The following is a 25,130-nucleotide window of genomic DNA, read 5'->3' as shown; positions in this document are numbered from 1 at the left end:
CTCACATATCGCCCGCCAGCACCTGGCGCAGGAACGGCACGGTGACCCGGCGCTGGGCGGCGAGCGAGGCGCGATCGAGGCGTTCGATCAGCTCGACCAGCTGGGTCGGTTCGCGGGTGGTGCGGGTCAGCATCCAGTCGACGGCGGCGTCTTCCAGGATCAGGCCACGGCGCGTGGCGCGGTCGCGCAGCAGCGCGGCGCGGCCGGCATCGTCCAGCGCGCGCAGGACGATGCGGTTGCACTGACCCAGGCGCGAACGCAGGTCCGGCAGGACCAGGCCGATCGCATCGGGCAGGTCGGCGGCGGTGTAGAGCAGGCCGATGCCGGCAGTGCGGGCACGGTTGTGGAAATCGAACAGCGCGATCTCATCGGCGCGGTCGCCGGCAACGGCGTCCAGCCCGTCCAGCACCACCAGCACGTTGCGCTCCAGCCCGTCCAGCGCCTGCTGCACGTAGCCGCGCGCGGCCTGCAGCGGCAGGTAGGCGGCCGCGCGCCCGGCCTCGCCTGCGGCGGCGCAGGCCGCTAGCGCCAGATGCGTCTTGCCACTGCCGTGAGCCGCGGACAGGTACAGCCAGTCCGCACCGGGCGCCTGGGCCAGGGCCTGGAGCTGTTCCAGCGCACCGGCGGGTGCCCCGATGAAACGATCAAAACGCTGGTCCGGCGGAGTCCGCAGTGCCAGCGGCAACTGCGGCACGCTCATGGCGGGGTGGGGTCCTGCGGGTTGTGCAGGGTTTCAATCGAGGTGTGGTGCGGATCCAGCAGGATCGTCGGCTGGCCGCCGGCGTAGAGCTGGCTGTGGGTGTAGCGCTCGTGCGCATAGCGCAGCAGCACGTTGACCACCGCCGCGATCGGCAGCGCCAGCAGCATGCCGAGGAAGCCGAACAGCTGGCCGCAGGCCAGCACGGCGAAGATCACCGCCACTGGATGCAAGCCGATGCGATCGCCGACCAGCTTCGGGGTCAGCACGTAGCTTTCAATCACCTGCCCGACCGCGAACACGATCGACACCAGCACCAGATGCTTCACGTCGCCGTACTGCATCAGCGCGGCGATCAGGCCCATCGCCACGCCGCTGGTCGGACCCAGATAGGGCACGAAGGTCAGCAGGCCGGCGATCAGGCCGATCAGGATGCCCAGGTCCAGCCCCACCGCCCACAGCCCGGCGCCATAGAGCACGCCCAGGATAATCATCACCAGCAGCTGGCCCTTGAGGAAGCCGCCCAGGACCTCGCTGGATTCGCCGGCCAGCCGGCTCACCGTGCCGACATGGTCGCGCGGCACCATCGACGCAATGCGGCCCACGATCAGGTCCCAGTCACGCAGAAAGAAAAACGCGATCACCGGGATCAGCACCAGGTTGGCCATCCAGCCGAACAGCGCGAAGCCCGAGCGCGAGACATAGCCCCACACCGTGCGGGCCACGCCGCCGGCGCGCTCCCAGTTGCTGCGCAGCAGGTCCCAGATATGGGTGAAGTCCAGGTAATCGGCGATGCGCACGTTGAACTTGCCTTCCAGCCACGGCACCGCGACGGTGTAGATCCACTGCTGGTAGCGCGGCAGCGACTGGATCAGCGTGGTCACCTGGTCCTGGATCAACGGCACCAGCAACAGCAGCACGATGACCACCGCCAGCAGCATCACGAAGAACACCACGGCCACCGAGGTGTTGCGCGACCAGCCGCGCGCCTCCAGGCGATCGACCAGCGGGTCGCCCATCCAGCCCAGGATTGCGGCCACCGCGAACGGGGTCAGCACCGGCGACAGGATCCACACCAGCCACACCACCGCCGCGGCCACGGCCGCCCATTGCAGTCGGCGCAGGAACTGCGCGATGACCTGCTGCGGATCTTCAATGATCATGCCAATGCCATCCTGGTCTTGCGGTAGAGAATCACGTAGCGCGTCAGGCCTTCGGAAAGCATTACTTGAGGTGGAACACGGCCGGGTTGCCGTCGCCACCCACCACCGGGCTGTCCTCGCCCAGCATGCGCTTGAGGCCGTCGACGCCGCTCAGCAGGTCCAGGTCCACTTCCATCGTGTCCCCGTCCACGCGCGCCGGCGCGATCCGGCGCACCACCGCGGTCTGCTGCAACGCGGCCGACAGGCGCAGGTAATCCTCGCTGCTGCGGATGCCGCTGAAGATCACCCGGTAGGTGCCGGGCGTGCCGCCCACGGCCTGCTTGGCGTAGCGCTTGACCAGCGCATCGGCCGCGCCATCGGCGCCGGTGGCCATGGCCTGGCGCGCATCGGCGTTGTCGGCCGACCAGGTCGCCAGGACCTTGCCGTTGTCGACGAAATTCCAGTCCGCCACCCAGCCCGACTTGCCGCGGTAGAGCTTGCCGATCAGCTGCATCGGCGGCGCGTAACGGGCCGAGGCGCGCGACACGGCCGCGGTATCGCCGCGCCAGATCGCCCCGGCCAGCGCGACCTCGGCGGCCGAGCCCTGCGGCAGGCCCAGGCGATAGCCACGGTCCACCGCGCGGTCCAGCAGCGAACGCACCGCCGCCGACTGCTGCAGGCTCACCAAGCGCGCGCCACTGCCGTCATCGATCGCCAGCCAGACCACCGGCTTCGGGCGCGGCTGCGGCCACACCGGCAGGCCCAGCACGCTGGCCAGCACATCGACCTTCTGCTGGTCGAAGCGCGCCACCAGCGTGGTGCGGAAGGTCGGCGCGCCGCCGGCCGAGGTGCCCTGGTCCTGGCGGTAGTCGTAACCGTCCACGTAGTTCTTGGCGTTGCGCAGCTCGGTGGCCACGCCGGCGCGCGAGGTCGCCCCCTTGTCGCCACTGACCTTGGCCAGCACCTGGCCCAGCGCGCGGGCGAACCCGGCGTTGCGGTCGCTCTCGGCCTGGCTGGACACGGTGACCTCGGCCTCGTACAGGCCCTGCGCCTTGGCGACATCGCCCTCGGTGCGCATGCCGGTGTCGTCCTGCGCCAGCGCAGGCAAGGCACTCAGGAGAAGAAAGGCGGCAGCGGCGAAAGCGTTGAAACGGCGCATCGAGCGTCCTGTGAACAGCGAATCTGGGGGAATTGTTGCCCGAATGGACCAGCGCCGCCAGCACGGACCGTTCACATGGGGCGCGAAGCGGGCCGCGCTTCCCTTAAAATGGCCGTCCATTTCCGCCACCGGCCCGCCTCGTGACCCAGTCCAACCCGCCCGCCTCCACGCCCATGACCTACCGCGACGCAGGCGTGGACATCGACGCCGGCAACGAGGTGGTCGAGCGCATCAAGCCGCTGGTCAAGCGCAGCTTCCGCCCGGAAGTGATGGGCGGCCTGGGCGGTTTCGGCGCGCTGTTCGACCTGTCGGGCAAGTACAAGGAGCCGGTGTTGGTATCCGGCACCGACGGCGTGGGCACCAAGCTCAAGCTCGCCCAGCAGCTAGGCCGCCACGACACGATCGGCATCGACCTGGTCGGCATGTGCGTCAACGACGTGCTGGTGCAGGGCGCCGAGCCGCTGTTCTTCCTGGACTACTTCGCCACCGGCAAGCTGGACGTGGAGACCACCGTGGCGGTGGTCGGCGGCATCGCCAAGGGCTGCGAACTGTCCGGCTGCGCCCTGATCGGCGGCGAAACGGCCGAAATGCCCGACATGTATGCCCCGGGCGACTACGACCTGGCCGGCTTCACCGTCGGCGCGGTCGAAAAGTCGCAGATGCTGGACGGCAGTGCCGTGACCGAGGGCGACGTGCTGATCGGCCTGGCCTCGTCGGGCGCGCATTCCAACGGCTACTCGCTGATCCGCCGCATCTACGACCGCGCCGGACGCCCCGCCTCGCTGGACATCGGCGGCGTGACCCTGGAAGACGCGCTGATGGCGCCGACCACCCTCTACGTCAAGCCGATCCTGGAACTGCTGCGCACCCACGGCGCCGGCGCCGGCAAGCCGATCCACGCCATGGCCCACATCACCGGCGGCGGCCTGACCGAGAACATCATCCGCGTCGTCCCCGATGGCCTGGGCCTGGACATCGATGCCAAGTCCTGGACCTTCCCGCCGCTGTTCCAGTGGCTGCAGAAAGAAGGCGCCGTGGCCAACAGCGAAATGTGGCGCACTTTCAATTGTGGCATCGGCTTCGTGCTGATCGCCGCCAAGGACAGCGTCGCCGCGCTGGAAGCCAGCCTGGACACGGCCGGCATCGGCCACTGGCAGATCGGCCAGGTCGTTCCAGCCGGCACCGGCGAGCGGGTGAAGATCGGCTAAGCCCGCCCGCTTGCCACGCTCCACCTTTCCGCGCCACCCGACGGCTGCCGCCGCATGAGCCCGCCGCGCATCGCCGTGCTGGCGTCGGGCCGTGGCAGCAACCTGCAGGCGCTGCTGGACGCGATCGCGGCCGGCACGCTGGCGGCAGAAGTGGTCGGCGTGTTCTCCGACCGGCCGCAGGCGCCGGCGCTGCTGCGCGTGCCCGAGGCACGGCGCTGGAGCGCCAAGCCCAGCGCCTTCACCGACCGCGATGCCTATGAGCAGGCGCTGGGCGATGCCATCGCCGCCGCCCGCCCGGACTGGATCGTCTGCGCCGGCTACATGCGGATCCTGGGCGCTGCCCTGATCGCCCGCTTCGCCGGACGCATGCTCAACATCCACCCGTCCCTGCTGCCGCGCCATCGCGGCCTGCGCACCCACGCCGCGGCGCTGGACGCGGGCGATGCCGAGCACGGCTGCAGTGTCCATTTCGTCATCCCCGAGCTGGACGCCGGCAGCGTCGTCGCCCAGGCGCGGCTGGCGATTGCGCCCAATGACACCGCCGAAAGCCTTGCCGGACGCGTGCTCGCGCTAGAACACCGGCTGCTGCCGGCCGTGCTGGCGCTGGCCTGCAACGGGCGCCTGGCTGAACGTGGCGGCACGGCGCTGCTGGATGGTCAGCCGATGTTTACGCCCTTGACACTAGATTCCTTCGATCGGCTTATGCCGTAACCCCTCGCGACCTTTCAGATGACCAAGCTGCTCGGCGGCCTTCTGTTCCTGGCCTGTGCTGTTCCCGCCCTCGCCCAGGATGCGCCCGTCGCACCGGCGCCGGCGCCCGTGGAAGCCCCGCCGGCCGCGGACCAGACGCCCTGGAAGCTGGCACCGTTCAGCGCGACCTACGAGGCCTGGTACAAGGGCAAGCGCGCCGGCGATGCGACCCTGCAGGTGGTCCACAAGGACGGCAACCAGTGGCGGCTGGACCTGGAGATCCGCGGCGAGCGCGGCGTGGCCAGCCTGCTGCGGCTCAACATCCAGCAGAGCACGGTGTTCGATGTCAGCGGCGCGGCGAACGACCAGTTCCGTCCCTTGAGCCAGAGCACCGTGCGCAAGGCAATCTTCGGCGACAAGGAACAGACCGGCCGTTACGACTGGCACAGCAACACGGCGCTCTGGGAAGGCAAGGTCGACAAAGACCGGCGCGCGCCGGTGCCGCTACAGCCCGGCGACATGAGCTCGCTGCTACTGGACCTGGCGATCATGCGCGACGCCAAGCTCGGCGCCAGCATGGATTACCGCGTGGTCGACAACGGCCGCGCGCGGCAGTACCAGTACGCGGTGGGCGCGCAGACCGAAATCGTCCCGGTCGGCGAGCTGAGCTACGACGCGATGCGCATCCAGCGCATCAACAGCGGCGACCGCGAACAGATTTTCTGGGTGGCCAACGGCGTACCGACGCCGGTGCGCATGCTCCAACGCGACGATGGTGAAGACGCCATCGACCTGCGCCTCATCGATTACCAGGGAGTGCAATGACATGAAATCCAACCTCACCCGCCCGCTGCAGCTGCTGGCCGCGGCCACCACCCTGGCCCTGGCCGCCACGCCGGCCTTCGCGCTGGATGCCTTCACCGCGACCTACCAGGCCAGCGCCATGGGCATGCAGGGCAACGGTCAGATGACGCTCGTCGCGCAGGGCGCCGGCAAGTGGAAGTACGACATGTCGGTGCGCAACCAGCTGGTCAACCTGACCCAGTCCACCACCTTCGAGGACAAGGACGGCACCTTCCGCCCGCTGTCTTCCAGCGACAGCTCGATGGTGCTGGTCAAGAGCAAGTCGGTGAAGACCAACTACGACTGGTCCAGCAAGCAGGCCACCTGGAGCGGCGACATCAAGGACAACCGCAAAGGTCCGATCGCGCTGCAGCCCGGCGACATGGACGCGCTGCTGGTGAACCTGGCGATCGTGCGTGACGTGCACGCTGGCAAGCCGCTCAACTACCGCATGTTGGAGAACGGCAAGGCCTCGCCGATGACCTACCAGGCCGCCGGCAAGGAGACGATCACCGTCGCCGGCAAGCAGGTCAGCGCCACCAAGGTCAGCCAGACCGACGGCAAGAAGCAGATGATCGTGTGGGTGGTGCCGGACATGCCGGTGCCGGCGCGCATCCTGCAGCGCGAGAACGGCCAGGACTCCTACGACCTGACCCTGACCTCGTTCAAGTAAGCGCCCGCTGCGGGCTTTACGAAAAACCCCGGGCTTGCCCGGGGTTTTTGTTTACTTCTTCTCGGTGGCCGCCGCGTCCGGATGCAGCTCGGTGCGGCATTCGACACGGATCTGCTGGCCGCTGCTGCGCCAAGCGTAAGTGGTGCAGGTGCGGTTGCCTTCGGTCGCCTTCTTGGCCACCACCGCGTAATAGGCCTGGATCACCTCGTCGCGGCTGACCTGGCCGTCGCCGTCCCAGTCCATGTCCTTGGTGGAGATGCCGCTCAAGCCGGCCGCGCCGATCCAGCCCATCCAGCCCACGGCCAGCAGCAGGATCACCACCAGCACCAGCACCGCACGCCGGCGTGGCGAGAAACTGGCCTTGGAAAAGCGTCGCTTCCAGCTCATGACACGCGCCTGATGGTGGCGCCCAGCCCGCCGAGCTTCTCTTCGATGTTTTCGTAGCCGCGATCCAGGTGGTAGATGCGGTCGATGGTGGTCTCGCCCTGCGCCACCAGGCCCGCCAGGATCAGCGAGGCCGAGGCACGCAGGTCGGTCGCCATCACCGGCGCGCCGCCTAAACCGTCAGCACCGCGCACGATGGCGGTGTGGCCTTCGACCCGGATGTCCGCGCCCAGGCGCAGCAGCTCGTTGACGTGCATGAAGCGGTTTTCGAAGATCGTCTCGTTGATCACGCCCACGCCCTCGGCCACGCAGTTGAGCGCCATGAATTGGGCCTGCATGTCGGTGGGGAACGCCGGGTACGGCGCGGTGGTCAGGTCAACGGCCTTCGGGCGCTTGCCCTGCATGTCCAGGGTAATGGTGTCTTCGGTGGTTTCGATCCGGGCGCCGGCTTCTTTCAGCTTTTCCAGCACCGCCTCCAGCGTGTCCGGGCGCGCGTTGCGGGCGGTGATCTTGCCGCCGGTCATGGCCGCGGCGACCAGGAAGGTGCCGGTTTCGATCCGGTCCGGCACCACCGCATGGCGACCGCCGCCCAGGCGCTCGACGCCGTGGATGACGATGCGCGAGGTGCCGGCGCCTTCGATCTTCGCGCCCAGCGCGTTGAGGCATTCGGCCAGGTCGGTGACTTCCGGCTCCATCGCGGCGTTTTCCAGCACCGTGGTGCCTTCGGCCAGCACGGCGGCGGCCATGACGTTCTCGGTGCCGGTCACGGTGACCATGTCGAACACGAAGCGCGCGCCCTTCAGGCGTGCGGCGCGGGCCTTGATGTAGCCGTTCTCGACGGTGATGTGCGCACCCAGCGCCTGCAGGCCCTTGATGTGCTGATCGACCGGCCGCGAGCCGATCGCGCAGCCGCCCGGCAGCGAGACCACGGCCGCGCCGTGGCGGGCCACAAGCGGACCCAGCACCAGGATCGAAGCGCGCATCGTGCGCACCAGCTCATACGGCGCGACGAAACGGTCCACCGTGGTCGGGTCGATGGTGATGCTGCGGCCCTTGGCCAGGGTGCCTTCGTCGATGCTGACGCCAGCGCCGATCTCGCCCAGCAGCTTCACCGTGGTGACCACGTCGTGCAGGTTGGGGACGTTGGTGATTTCCACCGGGGCATCGGCCAGCAGCGTGGCGCACAGGATCGGCAGGACGGCGTTCTTGGCGCCGGAGATGGTGACGTCGCCATTGAGCGTGGCGCCACCGGTGACGATGATCTTCTGCATGGAGCTTGGGGTTTCCCGAAGGGACGAGGCGGCTTAGCCGGCTTCGTCGGGGGTGATGGTCTTGAGCTGCAGGGCGTGGATGGCACCGCCCATCAGGTCGCCCAGGGTGGCGTAGACCAGGCGATGGCGGGCCAGCGGCAGCTTGCCCTTGAAGGCATCGGACACGACCGTGGCCTCGAAATGCACGCCATCGTCGCCCTGCACCTGCGCCTGGGCGCCGGGAAGGCCTTTCTCGATGAGTTCACGGATGGTTTCGGCGTCCAACGGCCTTTCCTCCTAAAATGGCCGGCCATTCTAGCCCCACGACACCTGACCCGATGCCTTCCACCGCGCAGCACAGCGTTCCTGCAGACGATGCCGCCCTGGCCGCCAGCGGTCGGCGCGCCGTGCAGATCGAGGCCGATGCGCTGACCGCGCTGGCCGCGCGCATCGATGGCCCGTTCTCGGCCGCCTGCCAGGCGATCCTGGCCGGCGCGGGCCGCGTGGTGGCCATGGGCATGGGCAAGTCCGGGCACATCGCGCGCAAGATCGCCGCCACGCTGGCCTCGACAGGCACGCCGGCGTTCTTCGTCCATCCGGGTGAAGCCGGGCACGGCGATTTCGGCATGATCACCGACACCGACATCGTCCTGGCGATCTCATACTCAGGCGAATCGGACGAGATCCTGATGCTGCTGCCGCTGCTCAAGCGCCAGGGCAACACGGTGATCGCCATGACCGGCAAGCCGGCCAGCACCCTGGCCAAGTCCGCCGACGTGCACCTGGATGTCAGTGTCCCGGCCGAAGCCTGTCCGCTGCACCTGGCCCCGACCAGCAGCACCACCGCCACCCTCGCCATGGGCGATGCCTTGGCCGTGGCCCTGCTGGAAGCGCGCGGCTTCACCTCCGAGGACTTCGCCCGCTCGCACCCGGCCGGCAGCCTGGGCCGCCAGCTGCTGCTGCACATCAGCGATGTGATGCACACCGGCGACGAGGTCCCGGCCGTGGCCGCCGACGCGACCCTGGCCCAGGCCCTGGTGGAGATGAGCCGCAAGCGCCTGGGCATGACCGCCGTGGTCGATGCCGATCGCACCCTGCTGGGCATCTTCACCGACGGCGACCTGCGCCGCGCCTTGGATACGGCTGGCCTGGACATCCACACCACCGCGATCGCCTCGGTCATGACCCACAACCCGGTCACCATCGGCGCCCAGGCGCTGGCCACCGAGGCCGCGCGCCTGCTGGAAACCCGCAACATCGGCAGCGGCCTGATCGTGGTCGATGCGGATGGCCGGGTGACCGGGGCGCTCAATGTTCACGACCTGTTGCGCGCGCGCGTGGTGTAAGAGCCATTGTTTTCCGCTTCACCTTCCCTTTCCGGACCGCCTGACCCGATGCCCCATTCCCACCTCCACGACGTCACCGATGACCTGCTGCAGCGCGCCGCGCGCGTGCGGCTGGCCTGCTTCGACGTCGATGGCACCCTGACCGACGGCGGCCTGTTCCTGGATGCCGACGGCCGCGAAGGCAAGACCTTCCACGTACAGGACGGACTGGGGCTGGTGCTGCTGCGCCGCAATGGCATCGAGGTGGCGCTGGTCACCGCCCGCAGCGGCCAGGTGGTCGAACACCGCGCCCGCGAGCTGGGCATCGGCGTGCACCAGGGCATCAAGGACAAGCTGTCGCACATCAGCGCGCTGTGTGCCGAGCGCGGGCTGGGCCTGGATGAAGTGCTGTTCATGGGCGATGACCTGGCCGACCTCACCACGCTGCGCCAGGTCGGCCTGGCCGTGGTGCCGGCCAACGTGCATGCCTGGGTGGCCCCGGCTGCGCACTGGCGCACCCAGGCCAGCGGTGGCCAGGGCGCGGCGCGCGAAGCCTGCGACCTCGTGCTGGCCGCGCAGGGCTTCGTCGGCAAGCTGCTGCAGGAAGGTGCCGCATGAACTGGCGCAGCGGGCTGGTGCTGGCCCTGCTGGTGGCGACCCTGCTGTTCGGCTGGTCGGCCTGGAACAACCGCAAGAAGCCCTCGGCCAATGCGGCCAATGCCGCGCAGTCCGACTACATCATGCATGACTTCGAGATGGTCGCCCTCGACAAGGAAGGCAAGGAATCGGTCACCCTGCGCGCGCCGGAAATGCACCGCACGGCAGCTGACCAAACCTACACCGTGACCACACCGCTGTTCCTCGTCCCGGACAAGAGCGGGGCGCATATGGAAGTCCGTAGCAAGACCGCCTGGGTCGCTGCCAAGGGCGAGAAAGCCGAACTGCGCGACGATGTCGTAGGCAACAGTCCACCGGGTGTGGGCGTGCCATCGACCTTCAAGACCAGCCGGCTGGATATCTTTCCAGACCAGAATCTTGCCAGTACCGATCAGCAGGTTGTCCTGACCCGCCCCGGCATGAGCCAGCAAGGCACGGGTTTTGAAATCAACTCGCAGACCCAACAATACAAATTCAAGTCCAAGGTGAGCTCCCGCTATGTCCCCAAATCCGCGCAGTAACGCAGTCCTGGCGCTCCTGGTCGCCGGCGTGCTGACGGCCACGGGCGCCTGGGCCAAGTCTTCCGACCGCAATCAGCCGATGGACATCACCTCCGGTGCGCAGGACGGCAACTTCGGCGACAACGCCACCACCAAGATGTGGGGTGGCGTCGAGATCAAACAGGGCACGCTGGAGATCGAGGCCGACCAGGGCGAGATCTACAGCAAGGACGGGCAGATTTCGCGCGCCGTCTTCACCGGCAAGCAGGCCCACATGAAGCAGATCAACGACGACGGCACGCCGATCGACGCGGTCGCCGACCGGATCGATTACGACGTGCTCAATGACGTCGTCACCTTGACCGGCAACTACAAGGTGACCTCACCCAAGGGCTCCAATGCCGGCCAGAAGATGGTCTACAACACCAAGACCGGCAACATGCAGAGCGGTGGCGACGGCACCCGCGTGCATACCGTGATCCAGCCCAAGACCAAGGCACCGGGCGCGACCGTCGGTTCGCCCACGCCTGCCCAGCCCGCCAAGCCGGGAGCCAAGTAATGCTCTCGGCGCAGGGTCTGAAGAAAAGCTACAAGCAACGCAACGTCGTCGCCGAATTCGGCCTGACCCTTGAGCCGGGCGAGATCGTCGGCCTGCTCGGTCCCAACGGCGCCGGCAAGACCACCTGCTTCTACATGATCGTCGGCCTGGTCTCGACCGATGCCGGCAGCATCGTGCTGGACGGCCAGGACATCACCAGCGAGCCGATGTACCGCCGGGCGAAGCTGGGCGTGGGCTACCTGCCGCAGGAGCCGTCGGTGTTCCGCAAGCTCACCGTGGCCGACAACATCCGCCTGGTGCTGGAGCTGCGCGAGGACCTGGACAGCGCTGGCGCCGAGAAGGAGCTGGCCTCGCTGCTGGACGAGTTGCAGATCACCCACGTCTCCGAGCAGCTGGGCGCCAGCCTGTCCGGCGGCGAGCGCCGGCGCGTGGAAATCGCCCGCGCCCTGGCCGCCAAACCGCGCCTGATGCTGCTGGACGAGCCCTTCGCCGGCGTCGACCCGATCTCGGTCGGCGAGATCCAGCGGATCATCACCCACCTCAAGGAACGCGGCATCGGGGTGCTGATCACCGACCACAATGTCCGGGAAACCTTGGGAATCTGCGACCGGGCGTATATCCTCGCCGAAGGCAGCGTGCTGGCGCAGGGGGCACCAGAGGCGCTGCTGGACAACGCCGACGTGCGCCGCGTGTACCTGGGAGATACCTTCCGGTTGTGACGCGTGGTGCGGCGGACGCTGCCGCATCAGCCGCTTCACAGGTCCTCCGGATGAAACCACGCCTCCAGACATCGATGGGCCAGCAACTGGTGATGACACCCCAGTTGCGCCAGGCAATCCGCCTGCTGCAGATGTCCACCGCCGAGCTGGAAGCGGAGATCACCGAGGCCGTCGAGACCAACCCGCTGCTCGACTGGGCCGAAAACAGCCTGCCCGACGCCCCTGCCGCCAATGGCGGCGACGAGCCGCCGGCCGAACGTGCCCAGGCCGAAGAACAGCCCGAACGCCAGGCTGACAGCGACGACTGGCAGCCCGAGGAAAGCCCCTGGTCCGAGTCGACCGGCACGTCTTCGTCCGGCGGCTCGTTCGACGATGACGACAACATGGGCAGCGCCGCCGAGCGCGTGGCCGAGTCGGACACCCTGCAGGACCACCTGCTCTGGCAGCTGCACCTCTCGCACCTGTCCGCCCGCGACCGTCGCATCGGCGCAGCGGTGATCGATGCGATCGAGGACGATGGCTACCTGCGCACGCCGTTCTCCGACATTGCCGAGACCCTGCTGCCGGAAGTCACCGCTGGCGAGGATGAAATCCATACCGTGCTGCGCCAGCTGCAGCGCTTCGACCCGGTCGGGGTCGGTGCGCGCTCGCTGAGCGAATGCCTGCGCCTGCAGCTGGACGTGCTCTCGCCGGACACCGCCGGCCGCAGCCTGGCCCTGATCATCGCCGATGGTCCGCTGCTGGAAAAACTGCCGCGCAGCGGCGTGGTCGGCCTGGCCAGCGAACTGCGCCGCCCGCAGGAAGACATCGAGGAAGCCGTGGCCCTGCTGCGCTCGCTGGACCCCAAGCCCGGCGTGCAGATCGGCGAGCTGACCCAGGACACCTACGTCGTGCCCGATTGCGTGGTCTGGCGCCAGAAAGGCGTGTGGCGCGCGGCGCTGGCCAGCCAGCACCTGCCCAAGGTCACGATCCATCGCGGCTATGAATCCATGATCCGCCAGTGCAATGAATCCGACGCTGGCTACCTGCGCGGCCACCTGCAGGAAGCGCGCTGGCTGCTCAAGAGCCTGGAGGCCCGCGGCGACACCCTGCTCAAGGTCACCCGCTGTCTGATCCACCAGCAGGCCGGCTTCCTGGAGTTCGGTGAACAGGCCCTGCGTCCGCTCACATTGCGCGAAGTGGCCGGCGAAGTCGGCCTGCATGAATCCACCGTCTCGCGCGCCATCGCCCGCAAGTACGTGCGCACCCCGCGCGGCACTTTGCCGCTGCGCGCGTTCTTCGCTTCGGGCGTCAGCACCGAAGGCGGCGGCGAGGCCTCCAGTACTGCGATCCAGTCGATGATTCGCAAGCTGATCGACGCCGAAAACCCGCGAAAACCGCTCTCCGATGCCAAGCTGGCCGACCTGTTGAAATCGTCAGGCGTGCCAGTGGCGCGACGCACGGTGGCGAAGTATCGTGAAGCCATGGACATCCTGTCGTCGCACGAACGCGTACGCATGGCGTGATGCCCTCGAGTTGGCAGGCGGTTCAGTCGCCGCCTGCCAGTTTGAAACCGGACGACCGGTCGTACACCTGAACATCCACCCAGCCCAAGAGGAGCCAGCGAGGAACCCCAGACCACTCCGGTTTGTCCCAAACAACCGACGCAACAACCACTGCAGGAGACAATGCGATGCGAATCGAGACCTACGGCCAGTCGATGGAAGTGACACCCGCACTTCGTGACTATGTCGAGACGAAACTCAAGCGCCTTGAACGACATTTCGACCAGCCGCTCGAATGCCGCACGCAACTGGGGTTCTCCAAGCCCGATTACGTGGCCGAAGCCACGATCAACATGTCCGGCCGCACGCTGCACGCCGATGCCGGCGCCGAGACCATGTACGCCGCCATCGACATGCTGGCCGACAAGCTCGACCGCCTGGTGCTCAAGCACAAGCGCAAGCAGATCGACCGCCAGCGCGGCCCGCGCGGCGAAAACGCCGACTGAGTCGCACATCGCGATGTGATCGAAGAACGGCGACCGCAAGGTCGCCGTTTTCGTTGGTACGCCTGGCATCAACCAGTGGGACGGTTCGACGCGCCATCGGCGCGTCGTATCATCAGGCCTGCTTCCGCCCTGCCGTGACCCCATGAACTCCAGCATCTCCGCCAGCGAGCTGTTCGACCAGATGAAGGACAAGCTCAGCCTGCGTTGGCTGGCCGGGCGCACCGGTGGCAGCCGCCAGATCGACACGGCGGGCAAGGTCAAGCGACGCCCGTCGCTGGCCGGCTACCTCAACGCGATCTATCCCAACAAGGTGCAGATCCTTGGCACCGAGGAGCTGGCCTGGCTGGATGGCCTGGACTCACGCCGGCGCTGGGAAACCATCGAGAAGATGGTGGCCGATCGGCCACTGGCGCTGGTGATCAGCAAGAACCAGTCGTGCCCGGAAGACCTGCGCGCGGCCGCGGATGAATCGGAAACCCCGCTGTGGCTCTCGCCACGACGCGGCCATGAACTGCTCAACTTCCTCTCCTACCACCTGGCGCGCACGCTGGCGCCGCGGGTGACGCTGCACGGCGTCTTCATGGAGATCTATTCGATCGGCGTGCTGATCACCGGCGAGGCCGGCTCGGGCAAGAGCGAGCTGGCGCTGGAGCTGCTGACCCGCGGCCATCGCCTGGTCGCCGACGACGCGCCCGAGTTCACCCAGATCGCGCCGGACGTGCTCGACGGCACCTGCCCGGAGCTGTTGCAGGACCTGCTGGAAGTGCGCGGCCTGGGCGTGCTGAATGTGCGCGACATGTTCGGCGACACCGCAGTCAAGAAGAACAAGTACCTGCGCCTGATCGTGCACCTCACCCGGCCGATGACCGAGCCCACCAACCACGGTTACGAGCGCCTGACCGGTGATTCGGGCAGCCGCCACGTGCTGGATCTGGACGTGCCGCTGATCACGCTGCCGGTGATGCCAGGCCGCAACCTCGCCGTGCTCACCGAGGCCGCGACGCGCCTGCACATCCTGCGCACCAAGGGCATCGATCCGGCGGCGATGTTCATCGCCCGCCACAGCAACCTGCTCGAGCGCAGCACGCCATGACCAGCGGCCCGGAGGACACGCCAGTCGACAGCAAGCCTGCGCCAGCACCTTTTGTGCTGATCGTCAGTGGCCTGTCCGGCTCGGGCAAGTCGGTGGCGCTGAAGACGCTGGAAGACCTGGACTACTACTGCGTCGACAACCTGCCGATCCAGCTGCTGCCGGACTTCATCCGCAGCCTGATGCGCGAGGACGTGCTGCCGCAGAAAGTGGCCATCGGCATCGATGTGCGCGCCCGCCACAGCGACCTGTCGCAACTGGCGCAGTGGCGCGCGGCGGTGGCGCGCCTGGGCTTCGAAGCCAAGCTGGTGTTCTTCGATTCCGAAGACAGCGTGCTGCTGCGCCGCTATTCCGACACCCGCCGCCGCCATCCGTTGAGCCACGGCGGGCTGTCGCTGCCCGAAGCCATCGCCCGCGAGCGCGAACTGACCCAGCCGCTGCGGCTGGAAGCCGATGTGCTCATCGATACCGGCCAGCTCAACGTGCACCAGCTGCGCCGTCGCGTGGTCGGCGAATTCGCCTTCGACAGCGGCGATGCTCCGTCGCTGCTGTTCGAATCCTTCGCGTATCGGCGCGGCGTGCCGGGCGATGCGGACTTCGTGTTCGATGCGCGTGTGCTGCCCAATCCACACTGGCAGCCCGAGCTGCGCCCGCTCACCGGCCGCGATGGCCCGGTGCGCGACTACCTGGACGCGCACGAGGACGTGCAGCGCTACGTCGAACAGGTCAGCGGCTTCCTCGACACCTGGCTGCCACGCCTGCGCGGCGAAACCCGTAGCTACGTCACCGTGGCCTTCGGCTGCACCGGCGGCAAGCACCGCTCGGTCTACCTGACCGAGCGCATGGCCGAACACGCCCGCACCCAGGGCTGGGAACAGGTCGCCACCTTCCACCGCGAGCTCGACTGAAGCGGAACCCGCTCGTCCGCAGGACGTAATCACCGGCACGTTCTTCCGCGGGGCATGCAACAACGCCGCACGGGACGAAGAAACCCGCGCGTACAGGTCGATGCATGCAGCATCGACCTGTTAACGTTGCACCATGACCTGCGGCGTTCTGCTCATCACCCATCCCGGCATCGGCTCATCGCTCCTGGCGGTAGCCAATGGCCTGCTGCGCAACCTCCCGCTCAAGACCGAGGCGTTCGAAGTCCCCTTCGACGCCGATCTGGAAGCACTGTTACCGCAGGCCTCTGCTGCGCTGCGGCGTGTGGACGGCGGCAACGGCGTGCTTGTGTTGACCGATCTGTATGGCGCCTCGCCCAGCAACCTGGCGGGCAAAGTCGCCCGCCTGGGGACGCCGGTGCGCCGCGTGTCGGCGTTAAGCCTGCCGATGCTGCTGCGCGTGATGAACTATCCGGAACAGGGACTGGACGAACTCCCGGCCACTGCGGCGGCCGGCACACGAAACGGAGCCATCCTCGACGATGCTTGAACGCGACCTCATCGTGACCAACAAACTGGGCCTGCACGCCCGCGCGACCGCCAAGCTGGTGCAGGCGGTCGCGCCCTTCCGCAGCCACGTGACGCTCTCGGCCAAAGGCCGCCAGGTCAACGCCAAGAGCATCATGGGCGTGATGCTGCTCGCCGCCGGCCAGGGCACGGCCGTGACCGTGCGTACCGACGGCGATGACGAGACCGCCTGCATGGACGCTATCGAGGCGCTGTTCGAACGGCGCTTCGACGAGGAAGGCTGATGCGCAAACTGCTGCCGGGCCATGGGGCTTCGCGTGGCAGTGCCCTGGGACGTGCGCGGGTTCGCCAGCCGCACGCCCTGGAAGTGGCCGAGCAGCGCATCCGCGCCAGCGAGGTCGAAGACGAACTGACCCGGCTGCACGCGGCCGTGGCCGCGGCCCGAACAGAAATGCACGACCTGCGCGCGCGCCTGCATGGCGCGCTGGCGCGAGAGGTCGGCGAATTCCTGGACCTGCACGCGCTGCTGCTGGACGACCCGGAGCTGCTGCACGGCCTGGATGACCTGATCCGCAAGGGCCGCTATGGCGCCGACTACGCCCTGCGCCTGCAGCGCGATCGCCTCGCGGCCGTGTTCCAGGACATGGATGACGCCTATCTGAAAAGCCGCATGGACGACCTGGACCATGTGATCGGCCGCATCCACGCGCATCTGCACAGCCGTTCGACCGATGCCGAAGGCCTGGCCGGCGAAATCCTGGTCAGCGATACCGTGGCGCCGTCGGAGCTGGCCCAGCTGCAGGCGCAGGGCGTGGTGGCCGTGATCACCTCTACCGGCAGCACCCTCTCGCACAGCGCGATCCTCGCGCGCAGCCTGCACATGCCGCTGGTGGTCGGTGCGGCCCAGGCACTGACCAAGATCAATGATGGCGACGCGCTGATCGTCGATGGCGAGACCGGCGAAGTGGTCGTGGACCCGTCGGCCGCCGACCTGCGCGCCTATCGCCAGCGGCTGAAGGACGCCGCGCGCGAGCAGCGCGAACTCGGTCGCCTGCGCAGCAAGCCTACGCGCACCCGCGACGGCATCGACATCGCTCTGCACGCCAACGCCGAGTCGCGCGAGGACGTGGCCCAGGCGCATGCGCTGGGCGCGGCCGGCATCGGCCTGTATCGCACCGAGTTCCTGTTCCTGCAGCGCAAGGAGCTGCCGGACGAGGAGGAACAGTTCCGCACCTATCGCGACGTGGTGCTGGGCATGAGCGGTCGTCCGGTCACCATCCGCACCTTGGACCTGGGTGCGGACAAGGCCGACCGCACCGGCCTGGCCCTGCGTGGCGAAGAGAACCCAGCGCTCGGCCTGCGCGGCGTGCGCCTGTCGCTGGCCCACGGCGACGTCTTCGACACCCAGCTGCGCGCGATCCTGCGCGCGTCCGGCTACGGCCCGGTGCGCGTGCTGGTGCCGATGGTCGCCGTGCGCGAGGAACTGGTGCAGGTGCGCAAGCGCCTCAAGCGGCTCACCGCGCAGCTGCGCAAGCAAGGCCATGAAGTCGCGGCGGAGATCCCGCTGGGCGCGATGATCGAGGTGCCGTCGGCGGCGATCTGCGTCGAGCATTTCATCGACCTGGTGGACTTCCTTTCGGTTGGCACCAACGATCTGGTCCAGTACCTGCTGGCGGCCGACCGCAACAACGAGGCGCTGGGCGAACTCTATTCGCCGCTGCGCCCTGCCCTGCTGCGCCTGCTGGAGATGGTGCTCAGCGCCGGCCGCGCACACGGCAAGCAGGTCACCGTCTGCGGCGAGATCGCCGGCGATGCGGCGATGGCGCCGATCCTGCTTGCGCTGGGGCTGGAACACTTCAGCCTGCATCCCTCGCATCTGCTGGAACTGCGCCGCGCGATCCGCGGCCACGATCGCAGCGCGCTGATGGACCAGGCCGGCAAGCTGCTCAAGGCCCGCGACCGCACCGGCATCGAACGCTGGCTGGCCAAGGCCGCCGACTGACGCAATCGCATATCCGTTGGACTGGCGCGAGGCGCGATGCCATCGCCTTCAGGCGCATCACGCACGTGATCGCCGCGGTCGTGGCGAGCGCATCACCGCATCGCGCCTGACCTCCAAGGGTGTCCTTTCCCGGCAGCGGGGGGGATAATGGCGGGATGAACACCTGATCTGCAGCGCATCGTCTCCCGGCGACGCGGTGCTTCCGTCGACCGCACAGGGGGCCACGCGCATGGCAGAAGCCGTTCGCCACGACAAGACCGCGCGACAGCTGCGTTTGCTGTCCGACGCGCTGGACAGTGGTCGCCTGGGTCCGGTGCGACGCCTGGTCAACACGCTCTCCCCGGCCGAGATCGGCAACCTGCTCGAATCGCTACCGCCGGGCAAGCGCGAGGTGGTGTGGGGCCTGGTCGATCCCGAAGACGACGGTGAAGTGCTGGTCCACGTCGGCGAGGAAGTGCGCGAAAGCCTGCTGGCCGAGATGGACCCCGATGAAATCATCGCGGCAGTCGAAGACCTGGACATCGATGACCTCGCGGACCTGGTCGAAGACCTGCCCGATACGGTCATCGACGAAGTCCTCAAGTCGATGGACCGCGAGAACCGCGAGCGCCTGGAGCAGGTGCTGTCCTATCCGGAGGATTCGGCCGGCCGCCTGATGAACCCGGACGTGGTCACCGTGCGTGCCGACGTCAACATCGACGTGGTGCTGCGCTACCTGCGCCTGCGCGGCGAACTGCCCGACCACACCGACCATCTGTTCGTGGTCAGCAAGAAGCACCAGTACCTGGGCCGCGTGCCGCTGGCCGCGCTGGTGACGCATGAACCGTCGACGCCGATCAATCGCCTGATCGACGACGAGCAACCCGCCATCGACGTGGAGGAAGGTTCGCCGGAAGTGGCGCGCAAGTTCTCCGACCATGACTGGGTCTCGGCGCCGGTGGTGGACGACAACAACATCCTGCTCGGTCGCATCACCATCGACGACGTGGTCGACATCATCCGCGATCAGGCCGAGCACCAGGCCTTGAGCGCGGCCGGCCTGGACGAAGAGGAAGACCTGTTCTCGCCGATCCGGCGCGCGTTCCGCCGCCGCATGCTGTGGCTGGGCATCAACCTGGGCACGGCCTTCATCGCCTCCAGCGTGGTCCAGCAGTTCGAAGGCACCATCGAGAAGCTGGTCGCACTGGCGGCGCTGATGCCCATCGTGGCCGGCATGGGCGGCAACGCCGGCACCCAGGTGCTCGCGCTGATGGTGCGCGGCCTGGCGCTGGGCCAGATCGCAGGCTCCAACGTCTACGTCCTGCTGCGCAAGGAACTGGGCGTCGCCCTGATCAACGGCCTGGGCCTGGGCCTGCTGCTGGGCCTGATCGTGCTGGTGTGGTTCCGCCAGCCCGGCCTGTCGCTGGTGATCGGCACCGCGCTCACCTTGAACCTGCTCACCGCCGCCGCTGGCGGCGTGGCCGTGCCGCTGGTGCTCAAGCGCATGGGCTTCGATCCGGCGCTGGCCGGCAGTGTCATCCTCACCACGCTTACCGACGTGATGGGCTTCATGAGCTTCTTGGGCCTGGCCACGCTGGTGCTGCTCTGACAGATTGAGGAGGGAGGACATGCGGCGCTTGCTCGAGAAGCTGCAACGACGTGTCTCCCGATTGCGTCACCCGCGCCAGGCCGAACACACCGCACCGCTGGGCCCGGTGCCGGCATGTTTCGTCGAGCGCAGCGTGCAGCTCGACGGCGTGGCGCATCGCTACCGGGTGTTCGTGCCCTGCCCGACGGCGTTAGAAGATGCACCGGCGCTGGTGCTGTTCCTGCATGGTTCGGGCGAGCGCGGAACCGATAACCGCGGACAACTCGACGCCGGGCTGGGGGCGTATCTGCAACAGCAGGCGCACGACTTCCCTGCGCTGGTCGTGCTGCCGCAGGTGCCGGGCGTAGAGGAGTGGACCGGCACAAACGCGCGCGTCGCGCTGGCGGCACTGGCCGCGACGCTGGATGAATTCGCGGCCGATCCAGCGCGCGTGTACGCCACTGGCATGTCGATGGGCGGCTATGGCACCTGGGAAGTTGCCCTGATGGCGCCGGCACGTTTCGCCGCGCTGGTTCCGGTCTGCGGCGCGGTGCATCCGCCGCGCCGCAAGCGCCCCAGCCTGCGCATCACCCAGGTCGACGGCACCGCCGATCCGTACGCGGCCATCGCTGCGCGCCTGGCAGACATGCCGGTATGGATGTTCCATGGCGCACGCGACGACCGGGTGCCCGTCGAAGACGACCGCCGCTTGGTGCAGGCGTTCGCTGCAGCCGGCCATCCGGTGCGCTACACCGAATATCCCGACGCCGACCACAACATCTGGGACGCCACCTACGCCGACCCGGCGCTGTGGGCCTGGCTGTTTGCGCAGCGTCGCCACTGATGCCGCGCCCTGCGCCAACGCGGCCAGCCGCGCCCGCGCTACGCAGCACACACCGACAGGCGTATAAGAGTCGCCATCCCGTCAGGAGTCACCGCATGAAATCCGTGTTCAAGATCGCCGCCCTGGGCCTGCTCGGCTCGCTGGCCATCGCTTCCACCGCATCGGCCGCGCTGAAGAACGGCAGCAAGGCGCCTGAGTTCAGCGCCCCGGCCTACCTGGCCGGCAAGCCTTTCACCTTCGACCTGGCCGGCGCCCTGAAGAAGGGCCCGGTGGTGGTGTACTTCTTCCCGGCGGCCAATACCGGTGGCTGCAACCTGGAGGCGCACCTGTTCTCCGAGGCCGTGGAAGACTTCAAGGCCCACGGCGCGACCGTGATCGGCGTGACCGCCGGCAACACCGACCAGCTGGCCGAGTTCTCCAAGAACACCGAGACCTGCGGCGGTAAGTTCCCGGTCGCGGCCGACACCGGCGCCAAGATCGCCAAGGAATACGACGCGGTCCTGCCGATGAAGCCGGGCTGGTCCAACCGCACCTCGTACGTGATCACCGCTGGCGGCACCGTCGCCCATGCGTATTCGGACCTCAACCCGAAGCAGCACGTGCAGGAAACCCTGGACGCGGTGAAGGCGCTGGAACACAAGGGCAGCTGATCGCCCCGCAAGCAAGCGCCGCCCGCAGGGTCGGCGCTTTTTTTATGCCCGCGATCCAGACCTGCAAGTGGCGGTCGTATCGTCCTTCGCCCGCTAAGCTGTGCGCATGTCCACGCTGAAATACATCGCCGGCTATCCCGAGCACATCCAGGCGCAGGTCCGCACGCTGCTGGACGCGGGCAAGCTCGGTGAGGTGATCGCCAAGCGCTATGGCGAGGCGCACGTGGTGCGCACAGACCGCCAACTCTACGAGTACACCCAGGCACTGAAGGAGCGCTACCTGCGCTCGGCCCAGCCGCTGCACAAGGTGATCTACGACAGCAAGCTGCAGGTGCTCAAGCACGCGCTGGGCACGCACACCACGGTCTCGCGCGTGCAGGGCGCCAAGCTCAAGGCCAGCCGCGAGATCCGCATCGCCACGGTGTTCCGCGAAGCGCCGGCCGACTTCCTCAAGATGATCGTGGTCCACGAGCTGGCCCACCTGAAGGAAGGCGACCACAACAAGGCCTTCTACCAGCTGTGCACGCACATGACGGGCGACTACCACCAGCTGGAATTCGACCTGCGTCTGTACCTGACCGCGCTGGAGCAGCGCTGAGGCGGCCTGCGGGCGTGTTCCGCTGATCGGCCGCACTGTCGGCAACGCTGGGCGGATGACGCCAAACGGCGGCACCCGCAGGGCCAAAGGGTTATTGCATACTCCACCACAGAGGGAAGTGGGGACTATGTCGCGAATCGGCGCGCTGTTATGGATGCTGCTCTGCCTTGCCGTGCCTGCCGATGCGCAGGCGCCAGCGAGTGCGCCTGCGCCCGTCAAACCGCTGGACCTGATGAACCTGGGGGCGCCGGCCTTCACCAACTTCACCACGCGCGATGGTTTGCCCGATGCCGGGATGATGGCCACCTGCGTGGATCGCGAGGGCTTCGTCTGGGGCGCGACGCCGGCCGGCGTGTATCGCTACGACGCGCATCGCTGGGTGCTGAGCAGCGATCCGGCGATGAACCATTCGGCCACCGATGTGTTCCTCGACCACCAAGGCACGCTGTGGGCGGCGTTCCGCAATACCGGCCTGGCTCGCTATGACGGAAAGCACTGGCACGCCGAGAGCGTGGAAAGTGGACTGCCTTCCAACCAGATCCGTCGTTTCGCCGAAACCGTCGATGCCAAGGGTGCCTCCACGCTGTGGGCGCTGACCTGGGACCTGGGTCTGATGCGCCTGGTGGACGGACGCTGGCAGCTGGATGCCGGCAACGCCTCCCTGCCGGCCGATCCGCTGCGTTCGATGACCCAGACCCAGCAGCTCGGCGCGCCCGGCCGGCAATGGCTGGGCACCAATGCGCGCGGCCTGTGGTATCGCGATGCCGGGCAACGCGACTGGCATCGCTGGGAAGGCCACCAGCTCGACGCGGCCCAGGTCGAGGACATGCTGCCGGTGCTGCGCGACGGCCGCGAGGAGCTGTGGATCTCCACCTACACCGGCGGCCTGTGGCGGATGCGCGCTGACAGCATGCGTCACTGGAGCCAGCAGCAGGGCGACTTCCCCAGCAACGTGACCTACAGCATCGCCAGCACGGCCCTGCCCGACGGCAACCGCGCGATATGGGTGGCCAGCCGCTCCGGGCTGCTGCGCTTTGCCGGCGACACGATGCAGGTGTTCAACCGTCGCCACGGCATGCGCTCGGACGTGATCCGCGATGTGAGCGCCTGGCGCAGCCCCGATGGCCTGGACGTGCTGTGGATGGCGACCGACACCGGCGTCTCGCGCACCGCGCTGGGCGCCAGCCCGTGGTCGATCGCCTCGCTGCTGGGCATCGATTCGCTGGGCGTGTTCGGCTTCCTGGTCGAACCCGACGGCCATGGCAGCGAGCGGCTGTGGGTCAGCTCGGCCGGCGAAGGCCTGGCCCTCTATGAGAACGGAGACTGGCACCGCTTCACCGAGAGCGAAGGCGTGCCGATCAACGCCAACATCGGCTCGGTCATCGCCACGCCCGATGCCGACGGCCGCAAGACCTATTGGGTGAGCCTGCGCGGCGGCGCGCTCCTGCGACGTCGACCGGACGACACGCGGTTCTATTCCATCCCCACGCCGTGGAAACAGACCACCGGCGAGATGCTTTACGACACGCTGGTGCGCACCTACGAAGGCCATCGCGAACAGTGGTTCGCCACGCGCGAGACCGGCATGTATCGCCTGCGCGACGGGGTCTGGACCAAATTCCCGCCGCCCGATGCCAACGCGCCTTGGCGCGCGATGCGCGTGCGCGAGGTGATCGACCGCAGCGGCCGCTCGTGGCTGTGGGCGGCGACCAACCAGGGGCTGTCGCGCTTCGACGGCACCCAGTGGGAGCCGCTGGCCAAGACCCTGGGCCTGCCGGAAACCAACGCGATCGGCCTGACCCAGATCGATGACGCGCAGCACCGCCAGATCCTGTGGGTGGGCACCAGCAGTGCGGGCGTCACCCGCGTGGATGTCACCGATCCGCAGCATCCCCGCATGCTCACCCAGGCGCTGCCCACGCCGCCGGACCCCAGCGTGTACAACGTCTCGCCCGACAGCGCCGGGCGCATCTACCTGTGCACCAATAACGGCGTGCAGCTGCTGACGCCAACCGCGCAGGGCTTCGAGAGCCGCATCTTCACCCGGCGCGATGGCATGGTCCACCAGGAGTGCAACTACGTGCACATGGTCGATGCGCACGACCGCTTCTGGACCGGCACGCTCGGCGGCCTGGCCGTGTACGACCCGCAGCGCGAACTGCACGACACCCAGCCCAAGCCGCTGCGCCTGACCGGCCTGCAGATCGACGGTCACCCGGTCGAAGGCGCAACGCTCGATGTGCCGGCCGGCGCCAAGGAGATCCGCATCGACTACGCGCTGCTGTCCTGGTATCGCGAGGCCGATTCGCGCTTCCGCACCCAGCTGGTCGGCTACGACCCGGCGCCCAGCGACTGGACCGACCAGAACTTCCGCACCTTCAACAGCCTGCCGCCGGGCCGCTACACGCTGCGCATCGAAGGCCGCGACCACGCCGACAACGCCAGCACGCCGATCGAGATCGCGATGGTGCTGCATCCGCAGTGGTGGCAGCAGCTGTGGGTGCGCATCGCCGGCGCGATCGCGCTGCTGCTGCTCGGCTATGGGGTGATCCTGCTACGTACCCGCCAGTTGCGCGCACAGCGCAATGCGCTGGAGCAGCACATCGCCGCGCGCACGGCCGAACTCAATATCGCCAACGCGCGCCTGATCGACCTGTCCTACCAGGATGCGCTGACCGGCCTGGCCAACCGTCGCCGCCTGCTGGAGGCGCTGGAACAGCCTGCCGCGGCGACCACGCTGATCCTGCTCGATGTCGATCACTTCAAGCAGTACAACGATCGCTTCGGCCACCTCGCCGGCGACGAAGCGCTGCGCTGCGTCGCGCACGCCCTGCGCGACTGCGCCGGGCCGGACGTGCTGGTGGCCCGCTATGGCGGCGAGGAATTCGCCTGCCTGCTCACCGATACCGATCCGGACGCCGCCAGCGCGCTGGCCGAATGCATCCGCGCGGCGGTGGCCACCTGCGAGATCCCGGTGCCGGGCGAAACCCAGACCATGCGCGTCACCATCAGTGCCGGCATCGCCCACACCGCGCTGACCGCCCCCGAGGACGCGCTGCGCCTGCTCCGCCACGCCGACCTGGCGCTGTACCAGGCCAAGCACGAAGGCCGCAACCGCGTGCGCCACTACGGCGTGGACGCGCCCTCGCCGGATAGCGCCACCGCCTGATC

At 68.0% G+C, this 25,130-nt stretch carries 27 protein-coding genes; 21 read left to right on the top strand and 6 right to left on the bottom strand.

The features are described from left to right. Nucleotide 1: 1 nt before the first annotated feature. From hda to BMZ17_RS12255, 3 genes are all read right to left on the bottom strand, one after another. Entirely contained in the window at nucleotides 2-700 is a 699-nt protein-coding gene (gene hda / locus BMZ17_RS12265) for a DnaA regulatory inactivator Hda (protein WP_093138850.1), read from the bottom strand. Beyond that, nucleotides 697-1,857 (bottom strand): AI-2E family transporter, encoded by a 1,161-nt coding sequence (locus BMZ17_RS12260; protein WP_175485616.1) that lies wholly within the window; start codon nucleotides 1,855-1,857, stop codon nucleotides 697-699. The genes hda and BMZ17_RS12260 overlap by 4 nt, the downstream gene beginning before the upstream one ends. Nucleotides 1,858-1,921: 64 nt before the next feature. After that, the gene (locus BMZ17_RS12255) at nucleotides 1,922-2,998 is read right to left on the bottom strand and encodes a DUF2066 domain-containing protein (protein ID WP_093138848.1); all 1,077 of its coding nucleotides are present in this window, start codon (nucleotides 2,996-2,998) and stop codon (nucleotides 1,922-1,924) included. A 173-nt stretch (nucleotides 2,999-3,171) separates the two neighbouring features. Between BMZ17_RS12255 and purM the strand changes: the two genes are divergently transcribed. Genes purM through BMZ17_RS12235 form a run of 4 tightly spaced genes read left to right on the top strand, consistent with a single transcriptional unit; the run spans nucleotide 3,172 to nucleotide 6,412 of the window. Next, nucleotides 3,172-4,206 (top strand): phosphoribosylformylglycinamidine cyclo-ligase, encoded by a 1,035-nt coding sequence (gene purM, locus BMZ17_RS12250; RefSeq protein WP_093139697.1) that lies wholly within the window; start codon nucleotides 3,172-3,174, stop codon nucleotides 4,204-4,206. A 54-nt stretch (nucleotides 4,207-4,260) separates the two neighbouring features. After that, nucleotides 4,261-4,917: a phosphoribosylglycinamide formyltransferase gene (gene purN, locus BMZ17_RS12245; protein ID WP_093138847.1), complete on the top strand. Its 657-nt coding sequence runs from the start codon at nucleotides 4,261-4,263 to the stop codon at nucleotides 4,915-4,917. Nucleotides 4,918-4,935: 18 nt separating this feature from the next. Beyond that, nucleotides 4,936-5,721 (top strand): DUF3108 domain-containing protein, encoded by a 786-nt coding sequence (locus tag BMZ17_RS12240; RefSeq protein ID WP_093138846.1) that lies wholly within the window; start codon nucleotides 4,936-4,938, stop codon nucleotides 5,719-5,721. A 1-nt stretch (nucleotide 5,722) separates the two neighbouring features. Then, on the top strand, nucleotides 5,723-6,412 hold the full coding sequence (locus tag BMZ17_RS12235; RefSeq protein ID WP_093138845.1) for a DUF3108 domain-containing protein: 690 nt from the start codon (nucleotides 5,723-5,725) through the stop codon (nucleotides 6,410-6,412). Nucleotides 6,413-6,463: 51 nt separating this feature from the next. Here the strand turns inward: BMZ17_RS12235 and BMZ17_RS12230 are convergent, their stop codons facing one another. Genes BMZ17_RS12230 through BMZ17_RS12220 form a run of 3 tightly spaced genes read right to left on the bottom strand, consistent with a single transcriptional unit; the run spans nucleotide 6,464 to nucleotide 8,331 of the window. Beyond that, nucleotides 6,464-6,799, bottom strand: a complete 336-nt coding sequence (locus tag BMZ17_RS12230; RefSeq protein ID WP_093138844.1) for an EF-hand domain-containing protein — start codon at nucleotides 6,797-6,799, stop codon at nucleotides 6,464-6,466. Further along, on the bottom strand, nucleotides 6,796-8,067 hold the full coding sequence (gene murA / locus BMZ17_RS12225) for a UDP-N-acetylglucosamine 1-carboxyvinyltransferase (RefSeq protein WP_093138843.1): 1,272 nt from the start codon (nucleotides 8,065-8,067) through the stop codon (nucleotides 6,796-6,798). Before murA ends, BMZ17_RS12230 begins: the two co-directional genes overlap by 4 nt. A gap of 33 nt (nucleotides 8,068-8,100) precedes the next feature. After that, the gene (locus tag BMZ17_RS12220) at nucleotides 8,101-8,331 is read right to left on the bottom strand and encodes a BolA family protein (protein WP_093138842.1); all 231 of its coding nucleotides are present in this window, start codon (nucleotides 8,329-8,331) and stop codon (nucleotides 8,101-8,103) included. A gap of 53 nt (nucleotides 8,332-8,384) precedes the next feature. Between BMZ17_RS12220 and BMZ17_RS12215 the strand changes: the two genes are divergently transcribed. The 17 genes from BMZ17_RS12215 (at nucleotide 8,385) to BMZ17_RS12135 (ending at nucleotide 25,128) form a co-directional block, all read left to right on the top strand. Beyond that, nucleotides 8,385-9,392: a KpsF/GutQ family sugar-phosphate isomerase gene (locus tag BMZ17_RS12215; protein WP_093138841.1), complete on the top strand. Its 1,008-nt coding sequence runs from the start codon at nucleotides 8,385-8,387 to the stop codon at nucleotides 9,390-9,392. A 48-nt stretch (nucleotides 9,393-9,440) separates the two neighbouring features. Further along, entirely contained in the window at nucleotides 9,441-9,989 is a 549-nt protein-coding gene (locus BMZ17_RS12210; protein WP_093138840.1) for a KdsC family phosphatase, read from the top strand. Continuing rightward, the gene (gene lptC, locus BMZ17_RS12205) at nucleotides 9,986-10,549 is read left to right on the top strand and encodes an LPS export ABC transporter periplasmic protein LptC (RefSeq protein WP_093138839.1); all 564 of its coding nucleotides are present in this window, start codon (nucleotides 9,986-9,988) and stop codon (nucleotides 10,547-10,549) included. The genes BMZ17_RS12210 and lptC overlap by 4 nt, the downstream gene beginning before the upstream one ends. Further along, on the top strand, nucleotides 10,527-11,087 hold the full coding sequence (lptA, locus tag BMZ17_RS12200; protein ID WP_093138838.1) for a lipopolysaccharide transport periplasmic protein LptA: 561 nt from the start codon (nucleotides 10,527-10,529) through the stop codon (nucleotides 11,085-11,087). The genes lptC and lptA overlap by 23 nt, the downstream gene beginning before the upstream one ends. After that, the gene (lptB, locus tag BMZ17_RS12195) at nucleotides 11,087-11,806 is read left to right on the top strand and encodes an LPS export ABC transporter ATP-binding protein (RefSeq protein ID WP_093138837.1); all 720 of its coding nucleotides are present in this window, start codon (nucleotides 11,087-11,089) and stop codon (nucleotides 11,804-11,806) included. The genes lptA and lptB overlap by 1 nt, the downstream gene beginning before the upstream one ends. Nucleotides 11,807-11,856: 50 nt before the next feature. Beyond that, complete coding sequence (locus tag BMZ17_RS12190) at nucleotides 11,857-13,311, top strand: RNA polymerase factor sigma-54 (RefSeq protein ID WP_093138836.1); 1,455 nt, start codon at nucleotides 11,857-11,859, stop codon at nucleotides 13,309-13,311. A 167-nt stretch (nucleotides 13,312-13,478) separates the two neighbouring features. Further along, nucleotides 13,479-13,796 carry a ribosome hibernation-promoting factor, HPF/YfiA family gene (gene raiA / locus BMZ17_RS12185; RefSeq protein ID WP_093138835.1) on the top strand — a complete coding sequence of 106 codons (318 nt, stop codon included), beginning with the start codon at nucleotides 13,479-13,481 and terminating at the stop codon, nucleotides 13,794-13,796. 142 nt (nucleotides 13,797-13,938) lie between these two features. Then, on the top strand, nucleotides 13,939-14,889 hold the full coding sequence (gene hprK, locus BMZ17_RS12180) for an HPr(Ser) kinase/phosphatase (protein WP_093138834.1): 951 nt from the start codon (nucleotides 13,939-13,941) through the stop codon (nucleotides 14,887-14,889). Further along, nucleotides 14,886-15,794 (top strand): RNase adapter RapZ, encoded by a 909-nt coding sequence (rapZ, locus tag BMZ17_RS12175; RefSeq protein WP_093138833.1) that lies wholly within the window; start codon nucleotides 14,886-14,888, stop codon nucleotides 15,792-15,794. The genes hprK and rapZ overlap by 4 nt, the downstream gene beginning before the upstream one ends. 133 nt (nucleotides 15,795-15,927) lie before the next feature. After that, on the top strand, nucleotides 15,928-16,320 hold the full coding sequence (locus BMZ17_RS12170; RefSeq protein WP_093138832.1) for a PTS sugar transporter subunit IIA: 393 nt from the start codon (nucleotides 15,928-15,930) through the stop codon (nucleotides 16,318-16,320). Next, complete coding sequence (locus tag BMZ17_RS12165; RefSeq protein ID WP_093138831.1) at nucleotides 16,313-16,582, top strand: HPr family phosphocarrier protein; 270 nt, start codon at nucleotides 16,313-16,315, stop codon at nucleotides 16,580-16,582. The genes BMZ17_RS12170 and BMZ17_RS12165 overlap by 8 nt, the downstream gene beginning before the upstream one ends. Then, a complete protein-coding gene (ptsP, locus tag BMZ17_RS12160; protein WP_093138830.1) occupies nucleotides 16,582-18,300 on the top strand; it encodes a phosphoenolpyruvate--protein phosphotransferase in 1,719 nt (572 codons plus the stop codon). The genes BMZ17_RS12165 and ptsP overlap by 1 nt, the downstream gene beginning before the upstream one ends. Nucleotides 18,301-18,529: 229 nt before the next feature. Further along, nucleotides 18,530-19,888, top strand: coding sequence for a magnesium transporter (gene mgtE / locus BMZ17_RS12155; RefSeq protein ID WP_093138829.1), 1,359 nt, complete (start codon nucleotides 18,530-18,532; stop codon nucleotides 19,886-19,888). 19 nt (nucleotides 19,889-19,907) lie between these two features. Beyond that, the gene (locus BMZ17_RS12150; RefSeq protein ID WP_093138828.1) at nucleotides 19,908-20,711 is read left to right on the top strand and encodes a carboxylesterase family protein; all 804 of its coding nucleotides are present in this window, start codon (nucleotides 19,908-19,910) and stop codon (nucleotides 20,709-20,711) included. A gap of 95 nt (nucleotides 20,712-20,806) precedes the next feature. After that, entirely contained in the window at nucleotides 20,807-21,361 is a 555-nt protein-coding gene (locus tag BMZ17_RS12145) for a peroxiredoxin (protein ID WP_093138827.1), read from the top strand. A gap of 106 nt (nucleotides 21,362-21,467) precedes the next feature. Then, nucleotides 21,468-21,959, top strand: a complete 492-nt coding sequence (locus tag BMZ17_RS12140) for a M48 family metallopeptidase (RefSeq protein ID WP_093138826.1) — start codon at nucleotides 21,468-21,470, stop codon at nucleotides 21,957-21,959. A 127-nt stretch (nucleotides 21,960-22,086) separates the two neighbouring features. Further along, nucleotides 22,087-25,128, top strand: a complete 3,042-nt coding sequence (locus BMZ17_RS12135) for a ligand-binding sensor domain-containing diguanylate cyclase (RefSeq protein ID WP_093138825.1) — start codon at nucleotides 22,087-22,089, stop codon at nucleotides 25,126-25,128. The last annotated feature ends 2 nt before the right edge of the window (nucleotides 25,129-25,130 follow it).

The organism is Pseudoxanthomonas sp. GM95, assembly GCF_900109775.1.
In the GTDB taxonomy this organism is placed as follows: Bacteria; Pseudomonadota; Gammaproteobacteria; order Xanthomonadales; family Xanthomonadaceae; genus Pseudoxanthomonas_A.
The sequence above is the reverse complement of the archived record's forward strand: the minus strand, read 5'-3'. Positions and strand labels throughout refer to the sequence as shown.